General features: G+C 59.6%; 27 protein-coding genes. 19 read left to right on the forward strand and 8 right to left on the reverse strand.

The genetic code is table 11. The features are described 5' to 3' along the window. Positions 1-14: 14 nt before the first annotated feature. A complete protein-coding gene (locus KKY_RS02295) occupies positions 15-236 on the forward strand; it encodes a DUF2093 domain-containing protein (protein WP_014129671.1) in 222 nt (73 codons plus the stop codon). A gap of 6 nt (positions 237-242) precedes the next feature. Here the strand turns inward: KKY_RS02295 and KKY_RS02300 are convergent, their stop codons facing one another. Both KKY_RS02300 and KKY_RS02305 read right to left on the reverse strand, forming a co-directional pair. Further along, complete coding sequence (locus KKY_RS02300) at positions 243-479, reverse strand: DUF4170 domain-containing protein (protein ID WP_014129672.1); 237 nt, start codon at positions 477-479, stop codon at positions 243-245. Positions 480-482: 3 nt separating this feature from the next. Next, a complete protein-coding gene (locus KKY_RS02305; protein WP_014129673.1) occupies positions 483-1349 on the reverse strand; it encodes a 3'(2'),5'-bisphosphate nucleotidase CysQ in 867 nt (288 codons plus the stop codon). A gap of 239 nt (positions 1350-1588) precedes the next feature. On the opposite strand from KKY_RS02305, the gene KKY_RS02310 reads away from it, so the two are divergent. After that, the gene (locus tag KKY_RS02310; protein ID WP_014129674.1) at positions 1589-2101 is read left to right on the forward strand and encodes a DUF6101 family protein; all 513 of its coding nucleotides are present in this window, start codon (positions 1589-1591) and stop codon (positions 2099-2101) included. Positions 2102-2166: 65 nt separating this feature from the next. Here KKY_RS02310 and ubiA read toward each other — a convergent pair whose 3' ends face one another. Further along, positions 2167-3093 (reverse strand): 4-hydroxybenzoate octaprenyltransferase, encoded by a 927-nt coding sequence (gene ubiA / locus KKY_RS02315; RefSeq protein WP_014129675.1) that lies wholly within the window; start codon positions 3091-3093, stop codon positions 2167-2169. Positions 3094-3166: 73 nt separating this feature from the next. On the opposite strand from ubiA, the gene KKY_RS02320 reads away from it, so the two are divergent. Together KKY_RS02320 and KKY_RS02325 are read left to right on the forward strand one after the other, a co-directional pair. Further along, positions 3167-3907, forward strand: coding sequence for a 16S rRNA (uracil(1498)-N(3))-methyltransferase (locus KKY_RS02320; protein ID WP_014129676.1), 741 nt, complete (start codon positions 3167-3169; stop codon positions 3905-3907). A 101-nt stretch (positions 3908-4008) separates the two neighbouring features. Further along, entirely contained in the window at positions 4009-5388 is a 1380-nt protein-coding gene (locus tag KKY_RS02325; protein ID WP_014129677.1) for a glutamate--cysteine ligase, read from the forward strand. Between the two features lies 1 nt (position 5389). On the opposite strand, the gene KKY_RS02330 is transcribed toward KKY_RS02325, so the two are convergent. Together KKY_RS02330 and KKY_RS02335 are read right to left on the reverse strand one after the other, a co-directional pair. After that, positions 5390-6151: an ABC transporter permease gene (locus KKY_RS02330; RefSeq protein ID WP_014129678.1), complete on the reverse strand. Its 762-nt coding sequence runs from the start codon at positions 6149-6151 to the stop codon at positions 5390-5392. 14 nt (positions 6152-6165) lie between these two features. Beyond that, positions 6166-7143: an ATP-binding cassette domain-containing protein gene (locus tag KKY_RS02335; RefSeq protein WP_202945636.1), complete on the reverse strand. Its 978-nt coding sequence runs from the start codon at positions 7141-7143 to the stop codon at positions 6166-6168. A 72-nt stretch (positions 7144-7215) separates the two neighbouring features. On the opposite strand from KKY_RS02335, the gene KKY_RS19360 reads away from it, so the two are divergent. Next, a complete protein-coding gene (locus tag KKY_RS19360; protein ID WP_014129680.1) occupies positions 7216-7800 on the forward strand; it encodes a MarR family winged helix-turn-helix transcriptional regulator in 585 nt (194 codons plus the stop codon). A 1-nt stretch (position 7801) separates the two neighbouring features. Here KKY_RS19360 and KKY_RS02345 read toward each other — a convergent pair whose 3' ends face one another. Continuing rightward, positions 7802-8713 carry a LysR family transcriptional regulator gene (locus tag KKY_RS02345; RefSeq protein WP_014129681.1) on the reverse strand — a complete coding sequence of 304 codons (912 nt, stop codon included), beginning with the start codon at positions 8711-8713 and terminating at the stop codon, positions 7802-7804. A 149-nt stretch (positions 8714-8862) separates the two neighbouring features. Here KKY_RS02345 and KKY_RS02350 point away from each other — a divergent pair, with 149 nt between their 5' ends. Then, positions 8863-9069, forward strand: a complete 207-nt coding sequence (locus tag KKY_RS02350; protein WP_014129682.1) for a DUF1127 domain-containing protein — start codon at positions 8863-8865, stop codon at positions 9067-9069. Positions 9070-9227: 158 nt separating this feature from the next. Here the strand turns inward: KKY_RS02350 and KKY_RS02355 are convergent, their stop codons facing one another. Then, positions 9228-9722, reverse strand: a complete 495-nt coding sequence (locus tag KKY_RS02355) for an invasion associated locus B family protein (RefSeq protein WP_014129683.1) — start codon at positions 9720-9722, stop codon at positions 9228-9230. A 315-nt stretch (positions 9723-10037) separates the two neighbouring features. Here KKY_RS02355 and coxB point away from each other — a divergent pair, with 315 nt between their 5' ends. The 12 genes from coxB to KKY_RS02410 all read left to right on the forward strand — a co-directional run bounded on the left by coxB (position 10038) and on the right by KKY_RS02410 (position 22878). Beyond that, positions 10038-10943, forward strand: coding sequence for a cytochrome c oxidase subunit II (gene coxB, locus KKY_RS02360; RefSeq protein WP_014129684.1), 906 nt, complete (start codon positions 10038-10040; stop codon positions 10941-10943). A gap of 27 nt (positions 10944-10970) precedes the next feature. Beyond that, positions 10971-12626 carry a cytochrome c oxidase subunit I gene (ctaD, locus tag KKY_RS02365; RefSeq protein ID WP_014129685.1) on the forward strand — a complete coding sequence of 552 codons (1656 nt, stop codon included), beginning with the start codon at positions 10971-10973 and terminating at the stop codon, positions 12624-12626. An 80-nt stretch (positions 12627-12706) separates the two neighbouring features. Continuing rightward, positions 12707-13636 (forward strand): heme o synthase, encoded by a 930-nt coding sequence (locus KKY_RS02370; RefSeq protein ID WP_014129686.1) that lies wholly within the window; start codon positions 12707-12709, stop codon positions 13634-13636. Beyond that, the gene (locus KKY_RS20640; protein WP_014129687.1) at positions 13636-13800 is read left to right on the forward strand and encodes a hypothetical protein; all 165 of its coding nucleotides are present in this window, start codon (positions 13636-13638) and stop codon (positions 13798-13800) included. The genes KKY_RS02370 and KKY_RS20640 overlap by 1 nt, the downstream gene beginning before the upstream one ends. Before the next feature lie 3 nt (positions 13801-13803). Then, positions 13804-14343 carry a cytochrome c oxidase assembly protein gene (locus tag KKY_RS02375; protein ID WP_014129688.1) on the forward strand — a complete coding sequence of 180 codons (540 nt, stop codon included), beginning with the start codon at positions 13804-13806 and terminating at the stop codon, positions 14341-14343. Positions 14344-14360: 17 nt separating this feature from the next. Then, positions 14361-15197, forward strand: a complete 837-nt coding sequence (locus KKY_RS02380) for a cytochrome c oxidase subunit 3 (RefSeq protein ID WP_014129689.1) — start codon at positions 14361-14363, stop codon at positions 15195-15197. A gap of 46 nt (positions 15198-15243) precedes the next feature. Then, on the forward strand, positions 15244-15630 hold the full coding sequence (locus tag KKY_RS02385) for a DUF983 domain-containing protein (RefSeq protein WP_041528529.1): 387 nt from the start codon (positions 15244-15246) through the stop codon (positions 15628-15630). Between the two features lie 123 nt (positions 15631-15753). Beyond that, positions 15754-16596: an SURF1 family protein gene (locus KKY_RS02390; RefSeq protein ID WP_014129691.1), complete on the forward strand. Its 843-nt coding sequence runs from the start codon at positions 15754-15756 to the stop codon at positions 16594-16596. A gap of 34 nt (positions 16597-16630) precedes the next feature. Next, positions 16631-18031: a threonine synthase gene (gene thrC / locus KKY_RS02395; protein WP_014129692.1), complete on the forward strand. Its 1401-nt coding sequence runs from the start codon at positions 16631-16633 to the stop codon at positions 18029-18031. A gap of 2 nt (positions 18032-18033) precedes the next feature. Further along, positions 18034-19293 (forward strand): M16 family metallopeptidase, encoded by a 1260-nt coding sequence (locus tag KKY_RS02400; protein WP_014129693.1) that lies wholly within the window; start codon positions 18034-18036, stop codon positions 19291-19293. Positions 19294-19306: 13 nt separating this feature from the next. Further along, positions 19307-19903 (forward strand): GNAT family N-acetyltransferase, encoded by a 597-nt coding sequence (locus KKY_RS02405; protein ID WP_014129694.1) that lies wholly within the window; start codon positions 19307-19309, stop codon positions 19901-19903. Between the two features lie 74 nt (positions 19904-19977). Further along, on the forward strand, positions 19978-22878 hold the full coding sequence (locus tag KKY_RS02410; protein WP_014129695.1) for an EAL domain-containing protein: 2901 nt from the start codon (positions 19978-19980) through the stop codon (positions 22876-22878). A 17-nt stretch (positions 22879-22895) separates the two neighbouring features. Here KKY_RS02410 and KKY_RS02415 read toward each other — a convergent pair whose 3' ends face one another. Next, the gene (locus KKY_RS02415) at positions 22896-23474 is read right to left on the reverse strand and encodes a YqgE/AlgH family protein (RefSeq protein ID WP_014129696.1); all 579 of its coding nucleotides are present in this window, start codon (positions 23472-23474) and stop codon (positions 22896-22898) included. 131 nt (positions 23475-23605) lie between these two features. On the opposite strand from KKY_RS02415, the gene KKY_RS02420 reads away from it, so the two are divergent. Continuing rightward, positions 23606-24415, forward strand: coding sequence for a protein-disulfide reductase DsbD domain-containing protein (locus tag KKY_RS02420; protein WP_014129697.1), 810 nt, complete (start codon positions 23606-23608; stop codon positions 24413-24415). Positions 24416-24554 lie beyond the last annotated feature (139 nt).

Below are 24554 nucleotides of genomic sequence, written 5' to 3' on the forward strand. Positions count from 1 at the left end.
GAGGAAAGCTGCCCATGAATATTCTCGATTCCGGCTTTGCGCCGTCCGAAGCCAAAATCCGCTATCTCGATGCCGACTACGTGGTCGTCAAACCGGGCACCTTCGTGCGTTGTGCGATCACCAACGCACCTATTCCCATAGAGGATTTGGCCTATTGGAGCGTGGACAGGCAAGAGGCCTACGCCGACGCGCAGGCAGCATTTACGGCTTACCAGCGCTCTATCGGCGAGAAATAGCCAGCCTTAGCTGGTTTGGGCCGGGTCCAGCAGCTTGTGCATATGGACGATGAAATAGCGCATCTCGGCGTTATCCACGGTCATCTGCGCCTTCTGCTTCCAGACCGCATAGGCCGAAGCATAATTGGGATAGACACCCACGATATCGACTTCGTCGAGATTTTTGAACTCGACGCCTTCAAGAGCGGACATCTCTCCGCCGATCACGAGGTGGAGCAATTGTTTGGCCGGTGCTTCGCTCATGCCTTAAGCCTGTGGTTGTGGATTGTCGAAATCGGGTTGCGGGCAGCCATAAACGACGCGCAAGGCATCGCACAAGGGTGATAATAGTGAAATGTCCGCCGTGGCGGCAAGCGCGGCGTGGCGCGTGTCGGCGCCGTTGTAGCGCGGCGTTCCCAGACAAACGTCCTCAAACCGCGCACCGGCTTCCGAAAGGATGATATCGGCGCCTGCGATATCCCAGTCCTGCGCACCGCGTCGCGCAACCGCCGCATCGAGCTTTCCCGACGCGACCTGCACCAGCCGATAAGCGAGAGAGGGATAGGCGGGCCCTTTGGTATAGCTCAGCCCGAGAGCGGCAAGTTCGTGGTGTACAGCGGCTGGCGCGGGAATCAGCGGAGCATTTGAGCTGGTTTGCTCGGCCCGCAATGGCACATCGTTACACGTTGCCCCTAGCCCCAGTCCGCCCACATACATTTCATCGCGCGCCGGCGCATAGACAACACCGGCCACCGCGACGCCATTTTCAACCACGGCCAGCGAAATCGTCCAACTGTCTTCTCCGCGAATATATCCGCGCGTCCCGTCGATAGGATCAACGATGAAGATGCGCTTATGCTCGAGGCGAGCAGGGGAGTCCGCAGTCTCCTCGCTCAGCCATCCGTAGTCGGGCCGTGCCGCCCGCAGGGCGCCGGACAGGAAAGTGTCGACTGCGATATCGGCTTCCGAAACTGGCGATGTAATGTTTTTGGTCCAGGTGCGCATGTCGGTTCTGAAGAAGCCGAGCGCAATGATCCCTGCATGGACCGCCGCCGATTTGAGCAGCTTTATGTCGTCTTTAATGCCCTGGGGAACAGTGGTGGGCATGCCCACTCCCAAACCGATCAGTGTCACGCGCGCCCTCCGCCGGCGCGGGTAGCACTTCGGCCTCTTGTTAGGCCGATAATCGGGCGCACGCAAGCCGTGCGGTTAATCCCTTCTTACACAAGGTGAGATTCCGCTAACCCATTTTGACACAAGAGAAACTTAACCCCGTTTTTTAAGCCGATGATGAGAGCGCCGCGCTAGATTGGTCCCAACGAAAAGAGAGCACCAAAACAATAAGCTCTCGGAAGTTGACAGGAAGGCTCACAATGGTTTTCGGCGTGATCGTCGATGGGTTTCCATCGACTCTTTTGCAGGGCGCGGTCTATCCACGGCATCGGGTTCACAACGCAGCCAACGACAATGGGTGCCGCGATGACGTTATGACCGTGACCGTGCGACGTAAACTCGACAAGAGCGGTGTAACGGTCAAGATCAAAGTGCCGGTCGCCGATTATGTGGGGGTTGCCGTCTCCACTCGCATCACCGACGAGGGAAACCTCTCGAGCGCCATTGAACTGATCCATTCGGACGAGGCCCTCAATTACCGGGTCTTCGAGGAGGAAGGCAATTCCAACGTTGTGGCGGAATGGCAGAACTGGGGTCGCAAGTTGCGCCTGCCACTCTATATCCGGTCCGGTGACGGCGGGCTCGTTGCCTATTCCCAACACATCGATGGCGTCATGGTCGGCAGTTCGAACGGTCGTCGCATGCTCTCGGCCGAAGCCGAACGCCGCACCCGCTTTGCTCGCCGCCGCAAGCCCGGCGAAAAGCAGGCATAGCCAATTTCCCCTGACCTTCAGAAGCAGCACTGCCCCGCCACTGGCGGGGCTTTGTTCATTGCGGTCTAGAAGAGCCCCTCGATGACGAACGCTGCCGTCAACGCAGCGCCCAGCCAATGGTTGGATTTGAACAGCATCAGGCTGCGCGCACCATTGGTGCGCTCGATGGTCACGACCTGCCAGGCCAGCATCGCCACCGTTGCCAGGAACAGGACAAAGAAAACCGCCCCCGCGCCTGCCATCAGCGCTGCAACGCCCCACAGGATTGCGGCCAGACCGTAAAATAGTGCAACGAACGGCCTGACATTGTTCCCCGCGAGCCGCGCAGTAGATTTGACCCCGATCAGCGCATCGTCCTCGACATCCTGCAGGGCGTAGATCGTGTCATACCCGATGGTCCAGGCGATACACCCCAGATAGAGAATTGCTGCGGGCCACCCCAGAGTCCCGGTTTCCGTGGCCCACCCCAAAAGGGCGCCCCAGGAAAAAGCCAGCCCGAGAAAAAGCTGTGGCCAGTAGGTGACCCGCTTCATGAACGGGTAGATCGCCACAAGCACCAGCGATGCGATACCGAGAATAATCGCAAATCCGTTGAACTGGATCAGCACTGCCAGTCCGACCAGCGATTGCGCCACCAGCCAGACTGCCGCCTGTTTCACGCTAACCTGCCCCGAAGGAATGGGGCGCGAACGCGTGCGGGCCACCTTATCGTCGATGTCGCGATCGACGATGTCGTTAAACGTGCAGCCCGCGCCTCGCATCGCAATGGCGCCGATGAAAAACAGAACCAGATGCCACCAGTTGAATGCGCTGCCCGTGGCCACGCTGACGAGGCCCAGCGCAAACGCGCACGGCCAAAACAAAAGCTGGTAGCCTATGGGGCGGTCGAGGCGCGACATGCGCAGATAGGGTTTGGCATAGGCGGGCGCGTAGCGGTCGACCCAGTTGCCTTTCGGAGCATCGGCGACGGTGCCCTGAGTGTTCTCGTGCATGGATTGCCTTTTGTGCCGCAAGATTGTCTGGCAAAAAGGCTCTAACCGCTCACAAGGTCAAGTCAACCGCCCCATGCCGCGTACCCATAAGACTCTGCCGCGCCTATACGTTGAGCCTCCGCTTGCGGACGGCGCCGAGATTGCCCTCGATAAGGACCAGACAAACCATCTGGTCAACGTCTTGCGGCGAACCCCAGGCGACAATTGCGTTGTTTTCAATGGCAGGGACGGTGCCTTCCTTGCCGAGATCGTGCAGGTTGCCAAGAAACTTGTGTCGCTGCGCTTGATCGAGCGGACCACCGAACAGACCCCGGCCAACGATCTCTGGTTCGGTTTCGCTCCGATCAAACGGCTCGATTACGAAATCCAGAAGGCAACCGAGATGGGCGCCGGCATGATCCAGCCGGTCATTACCCGCCACGTGCAAAATGCCCGCATCAACCCCGATAAGCTCAAAGCCCACGCCATCGAGGCCGCACAGCAATGCGAAGTGCTCAGTGTTCCGGACATTGCACCCGAGACAAGCTTCGAAAAACTCGTGACCGGCTGGACCGATAGTCATGGCGATCGCATCCTCGTCTTTTGCGATGAAGCAGCCGCATCCGCCTCACCGGTCGAAACGCTGACCCGACTCAAAGGCAAGCGATTGGGCCTGTTGATCGGCCCCGAGGGTGGATTTTCTGAGGAGGAGCGCGAAAGATTGCTGGGGCTCGATTTCGTCGTGCCGATCAGTCTGGGGCCGCGAATATTGCGCGCCGACACCGCGACAGTGGCCGCACTGGCCCTTATTCAGGCGGTGGTTGGCGACTGGTAGATTTATCGTAAGTTGACGATAAAGGGTATTGATCTCAACTGAACGCCCGCTATTGTCGCGGCATCGGCATGACACCATGCCATTATTCTTCGAGGTATTTTATGGCCGACAAGCCTTCGCCCACGATCGAATCCAAGAGCCAGCTGATCGAGGCGATTTCGCGGGGCAACAAGCCGAAGTCGGATTGGCGGATCGGGACTGAGCACGAGAAATTCACCTTCTATCGCGACGATCACCGGCCCGTTCCCTATGAAGGCGAGAATGGCATAGGCGCCTTGCTCGACAAGGTGCAGGCTGAAACCGCATGGCTTCCCTATTACGATCGTGACAAGGTGATCGGGCTCAATAACCCCTTGGGCGGCGGCGCGATTTCTCTGGAACCGGGCGGGCAATTCGAGCTTTCCGGCGCTCCGCTGGAGACCATTCACCAGACCTGCACAGAAGCCAATGAGCACCTAAAACTTCTGCGCAAATTCACCGAACCGATGGGTATCGACTTCCTGGGCATAGGTGTGACGCCCACATGGACACTCGGTGACATACCCCTCATGCCCAAAAGTCGGTACGGCATCATGAAGCCCTATATGGAGAAGGTCGGCACGCTCGGCACCTCCATGATGTTCCGCTCGGCCACCGTACAGGTCAATCTCGATTTCGCCTCCGAAGCCGACATGGTCAGGAAGATGCGGGTCAGCCTCGCGCTGCAGCCCGTGGCGACCGCGCTGTTCGCCAATTCGCCCTTTCTCGACGGCAAACCCAATGGCCTGCTGTCTTTCCGCTCCCACATCTGGCTCAACACCGACAAGGACCGCACGGGCATGTTGCCCTTCGCATTCGAGGACGGCATGAGTTTTGAGCGTTATGTCGATTATGCTCTCGACGTGCCCATGTATTTCGTCATCCGCAACGGCGAGTACATCAATTGTGCCGGCGAGAGCTTCCGGGCTTTCCTTGATGGCAAGCTGCCGCAACTGCCCGGCGAACTACCGACGGCCCGGGATTGGGAGGATCATCTTTCAACGCTTTTTCCCGAAGTGCGCATGAAGCAGTTTCTCGAAATGCGCGGCGCCGATGGCGCCCCATGGCAGGGAATATGCGCGTTGCCCGCCTTCTGGGTCGGCCTGCTCTATGACGAAACGGCACTCGATGCGGCTTGGGATCTGGTCAAGGATTGGACCGAGGAGGAGCGCCAGGCACTCCGCAACGACGTGCCACGCCTGGCCCTCAAGACTCCCTTCCGCAACGGCACGCTGTTCGACATCGCCAAACAGGCGCTGGCCATTGCACGGTCCGGTCTCAAGGCCCGCAACAAGCTCAATTGGGAAGGCGCCGACGAAACGGTTTTCCTTAAGCCGCTCGATTACACCATTGAAACGGGCAAGACGCCCGCCGAGCGCCTGTTGGACCTCTATCATGGTGAATGGAGCGGCGATCTGAACCGGGTCTTTTCCGATTACGGCATGGCCCGGCACGCCGCATGATCTACTTCGTCTGCGCCTTGAACACCCGCGCGCCGAACCAGGCGCCGATCAGGACGAAAACGATCGCGATCGAAAAGCCGATAAGCGTTTCCGGCGCCAGGATATCGCCGCGATAGACGGAACGAAGCCCATCGACGACATGCTTGATCGGGTTGAAATCGGATGCGATCTGCAACCATCCCGGCGCGAGCGTCATGGGAAGCAGAATGCCCGAGAGCAGCAGGATCGGCAGCGCAAACATATTGATGAGCGGAGCAAAGGCGTTTTCGCTCTTGAGGGAAAGCGCCGCGCCATAGGAGATCGCTGAAAACGCGGCCCCGAGGAGCCCGACCAGCAGCAATCCGAGGACAATGACATTGAGGGGCGCTCGCAGGCCCATCAGGGTTGCCGCCGCCACCAGAATGGCGCCCTGCACCATGACCATCAGTGTATCGTGCAACACCCGCCCCCCGATCAGGGACCATCGGCTTGCGGGGGTGACGAGCATACGGTCGATAACCCCTGACCGCCATTCGGCGATAATCGCGAAGCCGACGAACGAGGCGCCGAAAATGCCGAGCTGGACCAAAAGTCCCGGCACGAAGACTGTCCATGCGTCACCCGCCGGAAAATCCGGGGTCATGGCCACCTGCTGAAGCAGCGGACCGAACAGCGTCAGATACAGAATGGGCTGGAGAATTGAGATTGCCATCCAGGTTGGATTGGCGAGCGACAGGCGAAGCTGGCGCTGGAAGACCACGATGGTTTCATTGAAATAGCGCATTGCCATGTTCTCCCTTATGCCGCTTCGCGCAACGAGCGTCCGGTGAGGGTCAGGAATACGTCGTCGAGGGTAGGGCGTTTGAGTTCTACGCCGATGATCTCGACGCCCTTGCGGTCGAGTTCGCGCAGGAGACGCGGCAAGACAGACCCGCCTTCAGGAACGTGCAGGCTTATCGTGCATTCTTCGATGATCGGGGCATCCGCGCCCTCAAGTTGTGCCGCCAGTTCGGCTGCTGCCGAAACATCGGTTTCGTCGGCCACTGTGATGCTGATCATATCACCCGAAATTCTCTTTTTAAGCTCGGCTTGCGTGCCTTGGGCGACGATCTCGCCATGGTCCATGACCAGAATGCGATCGCACAATTGGTCGGCCTCATCCATATAGTGGGTTGTGATGAACACCGTCGTGCCCATCTCATCGCGCAACTTTCTGATGTGACCCCATAAATTGGCCCGGCTCTGCGGGTCGAGCCCGGTCGAGGGCTCATCGAGAAATACCAGCATGGGTTCGTTGATCAGACCCATGACGATATCGAGCCGCCGCCGCTGACCGCCTGAAAGCGCGTTGCACTTGCGGTCCCAAATGCCTTCGAGGTCAAGGGCCTTGAGCAGCGCCCTGCCACGTTCGGTCGCGGTCTTCCTGTCGATGCCGTAAAGCCGTGCGTGGTCGACGATCTCGTTGCCCGCCAATGCGTCGCCCAGCGTGCTGCCCGATTGCGAAACATAACCGATCCGCCGCCTGACGCCCTCGGAATCGGCGCGCAGATCGCAACCCGCAACGGTGCCCGAACCGTCCGTCGGTTCGAGCAGCGTGCACAACATCTTCAGCGTTGTGGTTTTGCCGGCGCCGTTCGGTCCGAGAAAGCCGACGATCTCGCCCCGCTTGACCGTCAGGTCGACGCCGCGGACCGCGTTGATTTCCGATTTCCCCGTCTTGTACACGCGCTTCAGCCCATGCGCCGAAATCATGATTTCCGGAAGTTCGATTGTCATTTTCGGCTGGCCCATCGCATTAACTTGATATATAAGTATCTTAATAATCAAGTTAATGGAGTGTCAAGCGGGATGTCGATTGGCGGGCGCCTCTCTCAGGCCGTGCGATTGGACCAGGTGGCCAATGCGCGCTTCGATGACGTCATGAACCGGTTCCTTGGCATCAACCGGACCGACGGACGATGTCTCGATCTCATCGACCAGAACCAGCAAATGACAGCCGGCCAACTGGCAGAGCAGGCGGGGCTGACCACGGGGGCCGTGACCGCCCTGATCGACCGCCTGGAAGCGGCCGGCTATATCGAGCGCCGGCGCGATGAAACGGACCGCCGCAAGATCTGGGTAGCACTGACCCCGCTTACCCGCACGATTGCCGCTCGGGTTTTCGGCCAGTTCGAAGAGATCGGGGCGCTGATGACGTCCGGGTTTTCCGAGGTCGAGCTTGAGGCCATCCTGCGCTACCTGACCATCAGCGCCGCAGTGAACAATGAACGCGCGCGCCTTCTCGAACTCCACCTGCCCGGTGCCGATGCCAGCCCTGAGGACCGCCTTGTCGAGGCTCGGGCCTTCGAGCGCGACACCAGGGCCATGACCGCCACCATTCGCGCGGCGCGGCATAAAGGTGCCGACGTGACTGCGGACCTTTTCGGAGACTGAGCTATTCCGCCGCCGAAGACACGGCATCGGAATCGTCGCGCGCATAATACGAGCCCGGCAAATTGCCCATGCTTTCCACGATATGGGTCGCCAGCGCGTCGTAAATGCCGCCATAGGCATGGGAGGCCCTCAGCAGGGCGATCTGCGCATCGTTGAGGCGCGGCAGGCCCTGATCTTGCGAAATGACCCGCATTCCTGGTTGCAGCGCACTTTCAGGCAGGAAGCCTACGGCAAGGTCCGAGAGCACCGCCGATGAAATCGCTGTGGCGTTCGAAGAGGTATAGGCAACCCGGAAATCGCGATTGATGCGGTTGAGTGCCTCGACAGCATCCGCTCGCCATGTGCAATAGGACGGGCCACAGGCGAGCGGCAGGGGGTCGGAGGCCAGGGCTCTTCCGCCATGGCTGGCCACCCAGTACATCTTTTCGGTCCGGAACAACTCGCCGAACTCATGCATGGTGCCCTGTGTGAAGACGATGATGTCGTACCGTCCCGAGCGCATGCCGGACAGAAGCTCCTCGGAGGGCTGGCAGCGGACATCGACAGTGATCCGTGGATGGGTGCGCTGAAAACTCGACAGGATCACCGGCAGCAGTTTCACCGCGTAATCGTCGGGCACGCCAAACCGGATATTTCCGACGAGATCGTCCTTGGAAAACATGTCGACGATCTCGGCGTTGATCTTGAGCATGCGCCGGGCGCGGGCATAGAGCGCCTCGCCCTCGGTGGTAAGCGACACCTTGCGTCCATCGCGCAGGAGCAATGCCTGCCCCAGCCGCTCCTCGAGCCGCTTGATCTGCATGGAGACCGCCGACTGAGTCTTGTAAACACGCCGGGCGGCTTCGGTGAAGCTGCCGCAATCGGCAATAGCGCAAAACGTCTGTAGCTGGTCGAGATCGAGGGGGCTGGCCATCGCCAAATCCATCACAAAATTTGATCGTGAGGATGAAATCTATTTGTTTGAATAATGGAGAACAAGCCCCTATCTAGCATTCGCAGACACAAGCCTCCCAGAAAACTCTATCAAATCGATAGAGTAAATGGGGTGATGGAGTTACGATCATGGCCCTGTTCAATTTCACATCCCGTATCGGCGCCGGTATGCGTCGTTCGACCCTGCGCTCGATGATGCAGATGGACGCATCGATTCTGAGTGACATGGGTTTGACCCGTTACGACATTGCCGAAGCAATGCGCCATGGCGGCGTTGCCGCCGGCCAGCTTCTCGACGCGCGCCGCAGTGCCCGCGCCAATGAATGGCTTCGGTGACCCCTTGCTGAAGCCCTGATCGGGTTCCTGGTTTCGCGTATTTTGCCGGTACGCCAACCGTCCAAAGGGAGCCCGACCGAAACAGGGTCGATTTTGCCTTTGGCCTTGTTTCCTAGCCCAGCCGGACCGCTTGCGGTCCGGCTTTTTTGCACCCGGTGTCAGGGCAGGGCGTCAAAACCTTCGTCGAACCCGTCGAGTGAAACCGGAATGCCGATGCCTTCCTCGGGTGTGCGGAACACGATGAAGATCGCGCTGTCGCCTTCGGAAAGCTGGGCCATCAGATCGTCATCCATCACCACTTCGGCAACACAGCCATTGGGCAGGCAGCGAACGAACGCCACGCGCCCCAGATCCTCACCGTCGATATTGAGCCCGAGCCCGTTGGGCAGCAGAACACCCAGCGGCGCCAGGACGCGCAGCAGCCGCGCTTCCTGATCGGCGGTCTTGAGCACGATAACTGACAGCGCGACATTGGGCTGGTCCTCGGCGGTGACATTCTGGATCAGCGCGCACTGCTCGTCGGCTGCGCCGGGCACCAGGTCGCAGGTCATCTGCCAATCCCCGTGCTGGGAACGGACGGCGCCCTGCGCGGCTGCCGGTCCGGCGAGGCAAAGAGAGGCCACAATGGCGGCGAGGGGGGCAAGATGGCGCATGAAAGCTATTGTCTCCTGGCAGTTCCCGGCGAGCGGGTGGTTGGTGATGTGTCGGGCAGGGGGTGTTCCTTGTCAACACGGCCGGGCCAAACCGGGCACAAATCCCACAAGTAGGGCACCCTTAAGGCGCTATTGGCGCAATTTGACGCACGAAATGTGACCTCCAGTCCAATTGCCTTGGTCAAAAACATGTGGTTTAGCTGCCACGAGAAAAATCGGGCACCCCAGCATGAGTCGGGAGCGTGCGGCATTTGCCACGCGGAGCGGACATGTTAGGGAGCGCAATAACAAAAATTACGTTCAGGAGAAGTCCAGGTGACAGGATTTTCTTTCCGTCTGGTCAGAGCCTCACTCGCCGCGCTGTTTTTTGCGCTGATCCCGGCAGTCGCCTCAGCTCAGCAAGCCGGGCACGCGGTGCCGGGGCAGATCGGCTTTCAGCCTTCGGTTACCCCCATCATGGACTCGATCGTCGCGTTCCATGACCACCTTTTGATGTGGATCATCACCGCGATCGTCCTGCTCGTTCTGGTGCTTCTGATCGTCGTGATCGTGCGCTTCAACCAGCGCACAAATCCCACCCCGTCCAAAGTCACGCACAACACGCTGATCGAGATCGTCTGGACGGTCGTGCCCGTGCTGATCCTTTTCGTGATCGCCATTCCTTCCTTTGGGGTTTTGGCCGACCAGCAGACCATCCCGGACGGAGAGCGCACCTATCTCGGGTCGCAGATTTTCGGTGGCGACGTGGCGGTCCCTGAGCCGTCCCTGACCATCAAGGCCACTGGCTATCAGTGGTATTGGGGCTACGAATATATGGACGAAGGCGTCGACTTCGTTTCCATAATGCTCAATGAAGAGCAGCGCGAAGCCAACAAGCCCGATCAGCCGCGTCTTCTCGCCGTCGACAACGAACTGGTTGTCCCGGTCAATACAACTGTCCGCGTGCTTGTCACCGCCGCCGACGTTCTGCACGCTTTTGCGGTGCCGTCCTTCGGCATCAAGGTCGATGCGGTGACCAGCCGAAACAATGAGACATGGTTCCATGCGCGTGAAACCGGTATCTATTACGGCCAGTGCTCCGAACTTTGCGGCAAGGATCACGCGTTTATGCCCATCGCGGTGCGCGTGGTCGAGCAGGATCAGTTCGATGCATGGCTGGCAGCCGCCGAAGAGGGCAGCCTGGCCGACGCCAACACTGCGCTGATGGCGTCGATCCAGTAAGCGGCAAGAGAATAAAAAGGTAAGAACATGGCACACGCTGACGCAGCTCATTCCGACGCCGCACACGGAGCTCCCGCCGGTTGGAAGCGGTGGGTCTATTCGACCAACCACAAGGACATTGGCGTCCTGTACCTGATCTTCGCGATCATCGCCGGCATCGTCGGTGGCGCGCTTTCGGGCTTCATGCGCTGGGAACTGGCCGAGCCGGGTATTCAGATTTTCCCAGGCCTCGCCCAGATGGTTTATGGCGTCGGAGGTGATGCCTCCATTGATGCCGGCAAGCACATGTTCAACGTTTTCACGACCGCGCACGGTCTGATCATGGTGTTCTTCATGGTTATGCCGGCGGTCATCGGCGGATTTGCCAACTATTTCGTGCCGCTCATGATCGGCGCGCCGGACATGGCGTTCCCGCGGATGAACAACATCTCGTTCTGGCTCCTCCCGCCTGCCTTCCTGCTGCTTTTGATGAGCCTGTTCATGGAAGGCCCTCCGGGCGCCATGGGTGTCGGCGGCGGCTGGACGATCTATCCGCCTTTCTCGACCTCGGGTCAGCCTGGCCCTGCAATGGACTACGCGATCCTCTCGCTCCACCTTGCCGGTGCATCCTCGATCCTTGGCGCCATCAACTTCATTACCACCATCCTGAATATGCGTGCTCCGGGCATGACCATGTTCAAGATGCCGCTTTTCGCCTGGTCGGTGCTGGTCACTGCGTTCCTGCTGCTGCTGGCCCTGCCGGTGCTCGCGGGCGCCATTACCATGCTGCTGACGGACCGCAATTTCGGCACGGCCTTCTTCGATCCGGCCGGGGGTGGCGATCCGATCCTGTTCCAGCACCTGTTCTGGTTCTTCGGTCACCCTGAAGTGTATATCATGATCCTGCCGGGCTTCGGCATCATCAGCCACATCATCTCGACCTTCTCGCGCAAGCCCATTTTCGGCTACCTGGGTATGGTGATGGCCATGGTCGCGATCGGTGCGGTCGGCTTCATCGTGTGGGCACACCACATGTACACGACCGGTATTTCGCTCAACACCCAGCGCTATTTCGTCGCCGCGACAATGATTATCGCGGTTCCGACCGGCGTTAAGATCTTCTCGTGGATCGCCACGATGTGGGGCGGCTCGATGCGGTTCACCACGCCCATGCTGTGGGCTGTAGGCTTTATCTTCCTGTTCACCGTCGGTGGTGTGACGGGCGTCGTTCTGGCCAACGCCGGTGCCGACCGCGCGCTGCACGATACCTACTATGTGGTGGCCCACTTCCACTACGTGCTCTCGCTGGGCGCCGTCTTCACCATCTTTGCGGGCTGGTACTACTGGTTCCCCAAAATGTTCGGCGTGATGTACAATGAGTTCCTGGGCAAGCTGCATTTCTGGATCATGTTCGTTGGCGTGAACCTGATCTTCTTCCCGCAGCACTTCCTGGGCCTGGCCGGCATGCCGCGCCGCTACATCGACTACCCCGACAGCTATGCGCTGTGGAACAGCGTATCGTCCTGGGGCTATCTTGTGACCCTGGTCGCCATGGGCGTCTTCTTCTTCTCGGTGTTCGAAGCCTTCGCACGGAAGCGCAAGGCTGCCGATAATCCCTGGGGTGAAGGTGCGACAACGCTGGAATGGACCCTGAGTTCGCCTCCGCCATTCCACCAGTTCGAGACCCTGCCGCGCTTCAAGTAGGCACGGCGCGCCCGAACCGAAACCTTGCAACCCGGGAAACCGGGTTGCGTTTTGAGATAAACCCGAGCCGGAACCTCACATTGGCTTACGCAGACGACAGCAACCCGACCACACCCGTCTATCTGGGCGGGCAGGTGGAAGATTATCTGGAGCTTTTAAAGCCCCGGGTGATGCAGCTCGTCGTCTTTACGGGGTTCGTGGGCATGCTGGTGGCGCCCGGGGGCATCAATCCGGTGATCGGCTTCATCGCCATCTTGTGCATCGCGGTCGGGGCGGGGGCCTCGGGCGCGCTCAACATGTGGTACGACGCCGATATCGACGCCATCATGAGCCGCACGCTCAACCGTCCGATACCGTCGGGCCGCATAACGCGTGAAAATGCGCTGGTCTTCGGCGTTACGCTTTCAGGATTTTCGGTTGCGACACTGGGCCTTGCCACAAACTGGCTGGCGGCCGGGCTCCTGGCGTTCACTATCTTCTTTTATGCCGTTATCTACACGATGTGGCTCAAGCGCTCGACGCCGCAAAACATAGTGATTGGCGGTGCTGCCGGTGCGTTCCCTCCGATGATCGGGTGGGCGGCGGTCACTGGGACCGTATCCTGGGACGCCCTGATCCTTTTCATGATCATCTTTTTGTGGACACCGCCGCACTTCTGGGCGCTGGCTCTCTACAAGAAGGGCGACTATGAGGCTGCAGGCATCCCCATGCTGCCCAATATTGCTGGTGAGCGCGCCACCCAGAATCAGATCGTCGTCTATACGGTTCTGCTGACCGCCATCGGCTTCGGCCCGGTGCTGACCGGTCTTGTGGGTTGGTTCTATGCCATTCCGGCAACCATTCTGGGTGTCGTCTTTTCAGTTCTGGCCATTCGCTTGCGCTTTTCCGAAGGCGTTGAGATGAAGCGGCGCGCCCGCGTCCTTTTCACCTATTCCCTGCTGTATCTGTTTGTGTTGTTCGTGGCGCTCCTGGCCGATGTGGGCCTGATAAGATGGTTTGGAGCACTCTAATGACCGTCGAGCAAAACCTGACCGAAGAACAGAAGGAAGCCTTCCTCAAGCGCCGCCGCAAGCGGTCCATCGCCATCGGCATCGCGCTGGCTGTTCTCGTCGCGATCTTTTACGCGATCACCATTATCAATATCGGCCCAGAAGTCATGGTTCGGGAGCTCTAGGCCATGGCATCGATCGATCATAGTCCGGCTTCGGGCGGCAACAGGAAGACACTTCTCTGGCTGGTTGGTATCCCGACATTCATGCTTGGGCTTTCCTTTGCCGCTGTGCCCCTCTATGACATTTTCTGCCGCGTGACCGGTTATGGCGGCACGACCCAGGTTGCCGAACAAAACGCCAAGGGTGTCATCGCCCGCGAGATGGCTGTGCGCTTTGATGCGACGGTCGATGGTGGCATTCCGTTGCGCGTCGAGCCGGCCAATGTAGAAACCAATGCGATCGGCACCATTTCGACAATCACCTATCTTGCAACCAACCTGTCCGATGAACCTCTGCGCACGACGGCGAGTTTCAATGTGACGCCAGAGAGTACCGGCATCTATTTCAACAAGATCGAGTGTTTCTGCTTTACCGAGCAGGTCATTGCACCCAATGAAACCGTCGAAATGCCCGTGACCTATTTTGTGGATCCGGACCTCGACGAAAATTCCGAATTGCGTACAATCCGCCAGATTACGCTGTCTTATACATTTCACGATTCCTAACGGGGGATAGACCCAACATGGCAGCCCATGCAAAGAACCATGACTACCACCTGGTAGATTTGAGCCCCTGGCCCTTCGTGGGCTCCGTATCGGCATTCATCATGGCCGTCGGCGGCATAATGTGGATGCATGGTGGCGTGCCCTGGCTGTTCGCCGCCGGTCTGGTTGGCGTGCTCTATACGATGTTCGCCTGGTGGTCCGATGTCGTTCGGGAAGCCAATACCGGCTATCACACCCCGGTGGTTCAGCTTCACCATCGCTATGGAATGATCCTGTTCATTGCCTCGGAAGTGATGTTCTTTGTGGCCTGGTTCTGGGCCTATTTCGAAGCCGCCTTCTACCCCGACGAAATCGCGCAGGTCGGGCGTGTTGCCTTCACCGGCGGTGTCTGGCCCCCGCAGGGCGTGGAAGTCTTCGACCCCTGGCACCTGCCGCTCTTCAACACTCTGGTTCTCCTGCTGTCGGGCACCACGGTAACCTGGGCGCACCACGCGCTTCTGGAAAACGACCGTGAGGGTCTCAAATGGGGTCTGATCCTGACCGTCCTGCTCGGCGCGTTGTTTTCCACTGTCCAGGTGCTTGAATATACGCAGGCTCATTTCTCGTTCTCGGGCAATATCTACGGCGCTACCTTCTTCATGGCCACCGGCTTCCACGGCTTCCACGTTTTCATCGGCACCATCTTCCTTCTGGTGTGCCTGATCCGTGCCTATGCCGGCCAGTTCACGCCCAAGCAGCATCTGGGCTTTGAGTTCGCCGCCTGGTACTGGCACTTCGTTGACGTGGTCTGGCTGTTCCTTTTCGCCTCGATCTATGTCTGGGGCTCGTGGGGCGCGACGATCGTTCACCACTAAACTTTCAGGAAAGGCCGGGACGGCCCAGGCGGTCCCGGCATATCACATGGCTGAACATACTGAGGGGCTTTCCCCACTCGCGACCGGACTTAAGGGCCGCTGTCCGCGTTGTGGCGAGGGCCATATTTTTTCCGGCTTTCTCACGGTTGCCGATAGTTGCGACGCTTGCGGACTCGATTTTTCGTTCGCGGACAGCGGGGACGGTCCTGCCGTGCTCATCATGTTTCCGGTCGGAACCATCGTGGTCGTCGGCTGGCTCATCACCGATGCGTTGTTTGGCTGGCCGGCCGTGGCCCAACTTGCGATCTGGCTTCCAATGACGCTTGTCCTGTCGCTTCTGATGCTTCGGCCCTTCAAGGGTGCGATGATCAACCTGCAGTACAAGACCGGCGCCCGGCCCGGTGGCGAATTGGGCGAACGGGATGACACATAGAGCGCGGTCAGAAAAAGTTGCAGACTTTTTCGGTTCGGCCGCGTGACCAAAGGGAGAGCGCGGTCAGAAAAAGTTGCAGACTTTTCCGGTTCGGCCGCGCGACCAATAAGGACTTAGAGCAGCTTGAGCGATTCAAAGACCCAATGGGACGCGCAGGCGAAAAGCGAGGATGCTCTGATGGCCGAAGCCAGCCAAGTTCGACCGCGCTGGAGCTTTGCGCAGGTCAGCTTTGTGGTGCTGATGGCCGGGCTGACGGTGTTGTTCGTCGCGCTCGGCACATGGCAGGTCGAACGCCTCGCCGAAAAGGAAGCGCTTATTGCCGCGGTCGAGGAGCGCTTCGACCTCGATCCACAACAATTCCCCCCGGCCGAGAGCTGGGCGGCGCTCGACCCGCAAACCCTCGATTATGCGCGGTTTGAGCTGACGGGCGCCTACGAGCGTTCCGAGACGGTTCTGGTTTTTACCAATCTTCCCGATCCGGCCGGCCGCTATGGCGGCGTTGGCTATTGGGTGATGACCCCGTTGGTTCTCGACGACGGCGGCATTGTCTGGATCAACCGTGGCTTTATTCCTGAAGCCGCCGCGGCCGATTTCATTGATGGCAGCGACGCGCCCCAAGGCCGGGTGACAATCGAGGGTGTCGCGCGTCGCGCCGAGCAGGCTGGCAGTTTCACGCCCGAACCCGACTTTGAGGAGCGGCGTGAATGGATCCGCAATCCCGCCCGGCTGTCTGCTTTTGTCAATGATTTCGCCGGTCCGGTCGCGCCGGTAACGCTGGACAGGGTCGTCGGCGACCCTGGCGAGTTGCCGCAGGGTGGCGAAACGCAGATTACCTTCCCCAACCGGCACCTTGAATACGCCGGCACCTGGTATCTGTTCGCGGTCATCACGCCGATCATGCTTGGCTTCTGGCTGTGGCGTCAGCGGCGTCCCCGAAATCTTGCTCATGAGGAAAAGGACAATTAGGGTGCGTCCCGATGTCCAGGAGGGTGCTTTTCGAATGCAGTATGTCAGCACGCGCGGCCAGTCGCCCGCGCTCGGATTTTGTGACGTTGTGCTGGCCGGACTGGCGCGGGATGGCGGGCTCTATGTTCCTGCCGATTGGCCCCGGTTCACCCCCGAGGAAATCCACAATTTCGGCAACCGCCCCTATCAGGATGTCGCGCTCGCCGTTATCTCCAAATTCGTCGGCGATGAAATCGATCAGGCCGATCTCAAGGCGATGATCAAGTCCGCCTATGCCGGGTTCAATCATCCATCGGTTACCCCCTTGGTTGAACTCGAACCGGGCCACTTCGTCCTCGAGCTCTGGCACGGCCCGACGCTGGCCTTCAAAGACGTTGCCATGCAGTTTCTGGCGCGGGTAATCGATCACATCCTCGGTCAGCGCGGCGAGCGCGCGACAATTGTCGGTGCAACCTCGGGCGATACCGGTTCGGCGGCTATCGAGGCTTTCCGCGGCCGCCAGAACACAGACATCTTCATCCTTCACCCCAAGGGCCGTACCTCGGAAATCCAGCGCCGCCAGATGACCACGGTGCTCGATGACAACGTCTTCAACATCGCCCTTGAAGGCACCTTTGACGATTGCCAGGCAATCGTCAAAGCCATGTTCAACGATTTTGCCTTCCGCGATGGAGCGAAACTGAGCGGTGTCAATTCGATCAATTGGGGCCGCATCGCCGCGCAGGTGGTCTATTATTTCACTTCCGCGGTCGCGCTCGGCGCGCCGCACCGCAAGATCACTTTCGTGGTCCCGACAGGCAATTTCGGCGACATATTCGCCGGCTATGTCGCAAAGCGCATGGGTCTGCCCATCGAAAAACTGGTGATCGCCACCAATTCCAACGATATTTTGCGCCGTGCCGTAAAGTTCGGTCGCTATGACAAGCGTGGCGTGGCACAGACCGTCAGCCCCTCGATGGATATCGAGGTGTCATCGAATTTCGAGCGCCTGCTTTTTGAGGCGCTCGATCGCGATGGCGACAAGACCGCGGCGCTGTTTGCCTCGCTCGCCCAGTCGGGTGGATTTTCCATTCCCGAACCCGCACTCGACACGATCCGCGAGGAATTCGGGACGGGTATGGCCGATGAAACAGCCACCAGGACGATAATTTCCGACGTTCTGGCTCACTCCAAATATCTGATCGATCCGCATACGGCCGTTGGCGTCGCGGTCGCGCGCGGGTTCAATTTCGGGCATACGCCGCTCGTCACACTTTCAACCGCCCATCCGGCCAAATTTCCCGAAACGGTCGAGGCGGCAACCGGCCGGCACCCTGAACTGCCCGCTCACCTGGCCGACCTGGGAACCCGCGAGGAGCGGTTCACGGTGCTGGCCAATGACGAAACCGTCGTGAAAGACTATATCCGCGCCAAGACACGCGCCTGGGAGGACTGATTTTGACCGTACGCACAACGACCCTCGATAATGGGATGACCGTTATCACCGACGCCATGCCGCATCTGGAAAGCGCGGCGCTGGGCGTCTGGGTCAAGTCCGGTTCGCGAAGCGAAACCGAGCAGCAACACGGTGTCTCGCACCTTCTCGAACACATGGCCTTCAAGGGCACCAGCCGGCGCTCGGCCCGTGAGATCGCCGAGACCATCGAATCGGTGGGCGGCGACATCAACGCGGCGACCTCGATCGAGCATACCGGCTACTTCGCCCGCGTCCTCAAGGACGATGTGGCTCTCGCTGCCGATATCCTCGCCGATATCCTGCAGAACTCGGTTTTCGACGAGAACGAGTTGGCCCGCGAACAGCGCGTCATCTGTCAGGAGATCGGGGCCACCCACGACAATCCCGACGATCACGTCTTCGACCTGTTTCAGGAAGCTGCCTTTCCCGATCAGCCCATCGGGCGGACGATTTTGGGGACCGAAGGGTCGGTGCGCGGCTTCAACGCCGACACCATCCGCGCCTATATGGATCAGCACTATGTCGGCGACCAGATGGTCATTTCGGCGGCCGGAAACGTCAATCATGACGAACTGGTCGACCTTGCCAATGATCGCTTCCACCAGCTCAAGCGGACGGGCGCCCCGCTGCCCGAAAGGGCCAATTATGTCGGTGGCGAGTTCAAGGAAATCTCCGATCACGAACAGGCCCATATTGTTCTGGGACTGGAAGGCCGGGCATACAATTCCGATGGCTTTTATGCAGCCCAGATCCTTTCATCGATCCTTGGTGGCGGCATGAGCTCGCGGCTGTTCCAGGAAGTGCGTGAGCGTCGTGGCCTGTGCTATTCGGTTTATGCCTTCCATTGGGCATTCGCCGACAGTGGTGTGTTCGGAATCGCGGCGGCGACGGGGGGCGATGATGTGGAGGAACTCCTGCCCGTCATGCTTGAAGAGCTGCAGAAATCGACGCGCGACATCACAGACGCCGAAGTCAGCCGCGTCCGCGCGCAGATCCGGGCGGGCCTTTTGATGTCGCTTGAAAGCCCTTCATCCCGTGCCGGGCAATTGGCGCGCCAACAGATCCTGTGGGGGCGGCCCATTCCGCTCCAGGAAACCGTAGATCGCATCAACCGCATCGATGCCGAGCGCGTGCGTCACGTGGCAAGCCAGATGTTCTCTCAGGCAAAGCCCGCCATTGCGGGAATTGGTCCGGTGAAGGGCATCCCCGACTACTCCCAGGTCGTGGACAGTTTCAAATAGGGGCCGTCGCTCCATGTTCACCTTCGCCGCTATCCGCCAGACCACTCCGGAGATTCGTGGCGATGGTCTGGTGTTGCGCTCGCCGCGGCAGAACGACTATACGGCCTGGCGCAAGCTGCGGCTCGACAGCCGTACGTTCCTGACGCCTTTCGAGCCACGCTGGTCGGAGGCCGAACTTTCAAACAGGAGCTTTGCCGCCCGCGTGCGCCGCAACCGCCGCGATGCGCTCTACGGAACCGAGTTTTCGCTGTTCATTTTCACCCAGAACGGACGGCTGTCGACGTTGGTTGGGGGCATGACGCTGTCCAATGTCCGTCGACGAGCGTTTCAGAACGTCACGCTTGGCTATTGGATGGGCGAACAATTCGCGGGAAAAGGCATTATGACGCGCTCGGTTGCCCTGATCTTGCCGTTTGTGTTCGACAGCTTGAACCTTCACCGCATCGAAGCGGCCTGCCTGCCCGACAATACGGCATCGCGCCGTGTCCTCTCGGCCAATGGCTTTCGCGAAATCGGAATCGCCGAGAATTATCTGCAAATCAACGGCGAGTGGAGGGATCACATGCTGTTTGCACTGACGCGTGAGCACTACGACGATCTCGCCGGTTGAAACCTGCCGGCGCTTGATTGCCAAACGGCTCTAAATCCCGCTACCACTGGATGTTGAATTAGGATCGTTGATTAATGACGTTTAAGCCCCTCCGTTCTCTCGTCTTTCTGGCCGTGCTGTGTGCGGCACTGGCCGGGCTGGCGGGGCGGGCGGCCGCTTTTGAAGTCGTTACGATCCCCGAGGGTATAAACGCCGTCAATCTCGGCGCGGCGCTCGACGTCCTTCCGGGCGAAAACGGGCGCGTACAGATCAGCACCGCGCCGGGCGAAGACGGTATCATCCGCCGTATCGAAATCGTCTCGATAGCAGAGGGGGCCAATCCCAACTGGGCGGTCTTTGCGCTCCGCAACGAGAGCGACGTGCAGATCGAGCGCCTGCTCGTTGCACCCTATTTCCGGCTTCCGGGCTCGGGGGTATTCCACCCTGATCTTGGCTCGGCCCGCATAACGGCACTGACGCCCAGTCATGGCCTGCGCCCCGAACGCGTTCCCGATTCGGAGGCCGACGTCTTCGATGTGGTGATCGACCCTGGTGCCACAGTCACGCTCGTTGCCGAACTGCGGTCCGAAACGCTTCCCGAGCTCTATCTGTGGGAGCCCGATGCGTATCGCGACTACAAGAACTCCTTCACCCTGTTCCGGGGCACGGTTCTGGGCATTTCCAGCCTAGCGGCGGTGTTCCTGACCATAATGTTCGTGGTCAAGGGCAGGGGGGTCTTCCCGGCAACCGCGCTTCTGGCCTGGGCGGTGCTCGCCTACCTGCTTATCGATTTCGGCATATTCGGCCCATTGGTCGGGGTTTCGAACGCTCTGATCCAGCCTTTCCGGGCGGCGGCGGAGGCCGCGCTCGCCACAACCCTTTTTGCGTTTCTGTTCATCTATCTCAACCTGCACCGATGGCATTTCAGGTTCACCCACGTCGCCATGGGGCTTTCGGCTGTTTTCCTGGCGCTCTTTGTTTATGCGTTTTTCAATCCTGCCCTTGCCGCAGGTATCGCGCGCACGTCTCTGGCTCTGATCGGGCTGATGGGACTGTTCCTTGTCCTCTTGCTCTCGATTCGCGGCTATGATCGCGCCGTTCTTCTGGTCCCCACATGGGTCATCTATCTCGCCTGGTTGGCATATGCGTGGATGGTGGTTTCCGGGCAGGTTTCCAACGATATCGCGCAATCAGCGGTCGCCGGCGGTCTCGTTCTGATCGTGATGCTTCTTGGCTTTACCGCAGTCCAGCATGCCTTTTCAGATGGCCAGGTTTCCATCGGTGCATTGTCGGAAGTCGAGCGACGCGCGCTCGCCATGACCGGCTCGGGCGATTTCGTCTTCGACTGGAACATCGACCGTGACCGGGTGAACGTTTCCGATGAACTGGCCATTCGCCTCGGTGAGCGCAAGGGCGCGCTGCGTGGCGCCATCAAGCGCTGGCTCGACCGCGTCCACCCCGAAGACCGCGACCGGTTCCGCACAGCGCTTGACACCCTGATTGAACTCAAGCGGGGCAAGGTCAATTCCGATATCCGCATATCAGGCTTTGACGGCAGCTTTCGCGCCTTCCGCATGCGCGTCAAACCCGTGCTGGGTGGCGATGGTCAGGTCAATCGTATCGTGGGTACGCTCCAGGATGTGACTGACGAACGCGCCGGGCGCGATCGGCTGCTGCACGACGCGATCCACGACAGCCTGACCGGCCTTCCCAATCGCCAGCTTTTCCTCGACCGGCTCGAACGGGCGCTTTTGCGCTCGCGCGAATTCAGCGAGGTGAAGCCGGCGGTCTTTCTGATCGATCTCGACAAATTCACCGATATCGACGAACGCATCGGCCATATGGCGGCGGATTCGCTGCTTCTGGCGGTCTCGCGCCGCCTGTCGCGCCTGTTGCGGCCGCTCGATACGTTGGCGCGCATCTCGGGTGACCAGTTTGCCGTCGTTCTGCTCTCCGAACAGTCGGCCTCCAAGATTGCCGACATCGCCGAGCAGATGCGCAAGGCGCTGCGCAACCCGTTCAATTTCGGCGATCGCGACATGACGCTGACGGCTTCGATCGGCATCACCATCTATGACAACAAACCCGTCAAGGCCGAGGACGTGCTGCGCGATGCCGAATTGGCCATGCACTACGCCAAACGCCATGGCGGGGACCGGATCGAGGCCTTTCGTGCCGCAACGCGGTCGATCGCCGTTTATGCCCAGGCGCTCGAAGACGATCTCAAGGACGCGCTCGAACGCCGCGACCTCCAGCTTCTTTACCAACCCATCGTCGACATCCAGAACGAAAACCGCATTGTGGGTGCCGAGGCGCTCATGCGCTGGAACCACCCCGAACGCGGACAGGTCAGCCCCTCCGCCTTCATCCCGCTGGCCGAGCGCACCGGGCAGATCGAAAAACTGGGTCGCCTGGCCTTCGAGGAGGCAGCCGAACAGACGCGCCAATGGGTTTCGGCCATCAAACTACCGGAAAGCTTCTTCGTCTCGGTCAATCTTTCAGCCGCGCAATTGACCAGCGAAACCCTGCTCAACGACATGAAGACGCTCGTTGCCCAGCACAAATCGGTCGCCGGACACATGAAGCTCGAAATCACCGAAAGCCAGGTGATGGGCAATCCCGAACACGCCGTCTATATGCTCGAAGCCTTCAAGGAACTGGGGCTGGGTTTGGCGCTCGACGATTTCGGGACCGGGTATTCCTCGCTGTCCTATCTGCACCGTTTCCCGTTCGACACCATCAAACTGCCGGCGCCCTTCGTGCAGATCCGCGATGACAGCGGCATCTCCCATACCCAGATTCCAATAATCAATTCGGTGGTTTCGCTGGCCCGTGAACTCGATCTGGCCCTGATCGCCGAGGGGGTCGAGACTGAAGACGAAGTCGCCCGGCTCAAGAGCCTCAATTGCCGCTACGCGCAAGGGTTTACCTTCGGCGCGGCCATGCCAGGGGCTGAACTTTTGCGCCGCCTGCAGGCTCAAATTTCGGCAAAATAGCGCGCGCCGTGGTGTTCTCAGGCGTTGCCCGACACCGGGCTGAGTGTGGCGCGGGTCACGCCCAGAGCTGCCAGAGCCGCCTCGTACTTCTTGCTGGCCGGCAGGGAAAACAGCAATTCGTTTGAGGATGCCGCGGTCAGCCAGCCATTGTGACGCAACTCGTTTTCCAGTTGCCCCGCACTCCATTCACAATAGCCCAGCGCGAGCAGGCTGGCATCGGGTCCCTTGCCGGCCATCATGGCTCGCAGCACGTCGAGGGTTGCCGTCAGGCACACATCGCCATCCACGGCAAAAGAATTGCCATCACGGAAATAGTCGGAAGTGTGCAGAACGAAGCCTCGACTCGAATCGACCGGGCCACCCTTGAAAACATTCTGGTGCAGCAGCCGTTCGGGAATACGAATTTCATCGTCGTCGCCGTCGAGGTCGATTTCGGCGAGAATATCGGAAAGGTGCATGTCGTCCATAGGCTGGTTGACAACCAGCCCCATCGCACCATCGTCCCCATGCGCGACAAGATAAATCACCGCTTCGGCAAAGCGTTCGTCGCCAATGTCGGGCGTTGCGACCAGGAACTGTCCCTTGAGCGTGTCCATACCAACTCACTTTCTGTCCGCCGCTCTATAAACGTAAAGCTTTCCGGCCAGGTTTCAAATCCCCAACGATCACGAAGCGATGATCGAACCTCTCTTTCCCATGCCCAATTGCTTCGCTATTGATTTCAGCCATGAAAATCATAGCCGCCTTTCTTGCTGTTTCCGCCTTGGCGGGCCCTTGCATTGCCTCGGAAACCGATTGGGTGGAAGTTGCGCCAGAGGTTTCGGTGCGGCTCGTCTCGTCCGATATTCTGGATGATAGCGGTACGGTCTGGATGGGACTTGAAATCGACATGCCGCTCGATACCAAGACCTATTGGCGCGTGCCTGGGGAGACGGGGCTACCGTTGCTAATCGATACGGAAGGCTCGCAGTCCGTTGGCGGGCTGGAGATCAAATGGCCATTTCCGAAACGGGAAATTGCCGAAGGCTATCTCGATCACGCCTTTTACGGGCGCGTTCTTTTTCCGTTGGCGGTCACCGTAGAGGGGGATGCGCCGACGCTCGTTGCAGACATCACCATGGGTATTTGTTCCGATATCTGCGTGCCGGCCAATGCCCGCCTGGAAATCACCCCTCGGCTCGACGTCCCCGACGCTCCCAACGATTTTCGCATCCGGCAAGCGTTGGCTTCCGTTCCCTTGCCCCATGACGGCCAGGGCGTGTTAGGGGAGGCGCGGTTTGACACGAATGCCGAGGCCATTGTCGTCGATTTGCTGGACGCCGATTTCGACCACTCCTCGATGATCGCCGATATCGCTGATACCAATCTCGTTTTCGGCGAACCGGAAGTGGCGAAACCGGGGCAATTGGTCTTTGCGTTGCTCGGGCGTGCGGACCCGGACACCCTTGATGATGCGCAGGTGAGGTTCACCTTCGACAGCAACGAGGGCCCTTTCGAGATCTCGCGACCGCTGATGGCCTCCAATATCGCTCAATAGCCGACAAGCGCTTCGGTCAATCTCGACGCGGGTCGAGAATTCTCCTATGACAGAAACGACTCGAGTGCAGATGGACGCGATGGGCCAACCTTAGTCTGGCCGTATTCGTCCTGTGTCTGTCTTTCAACAGCGTGAGGAC

Source organism: Pelagibacterium halotolerans B2, from assembly GCF_000230555.1.
GTDB classification, from domain to species: Bacteria; Pseudomonadota; Alphaproteobacteria; order Rhizobiales; family Devosiaceae; genus Pelagibacterium; species Pelagibacterium halotolerans.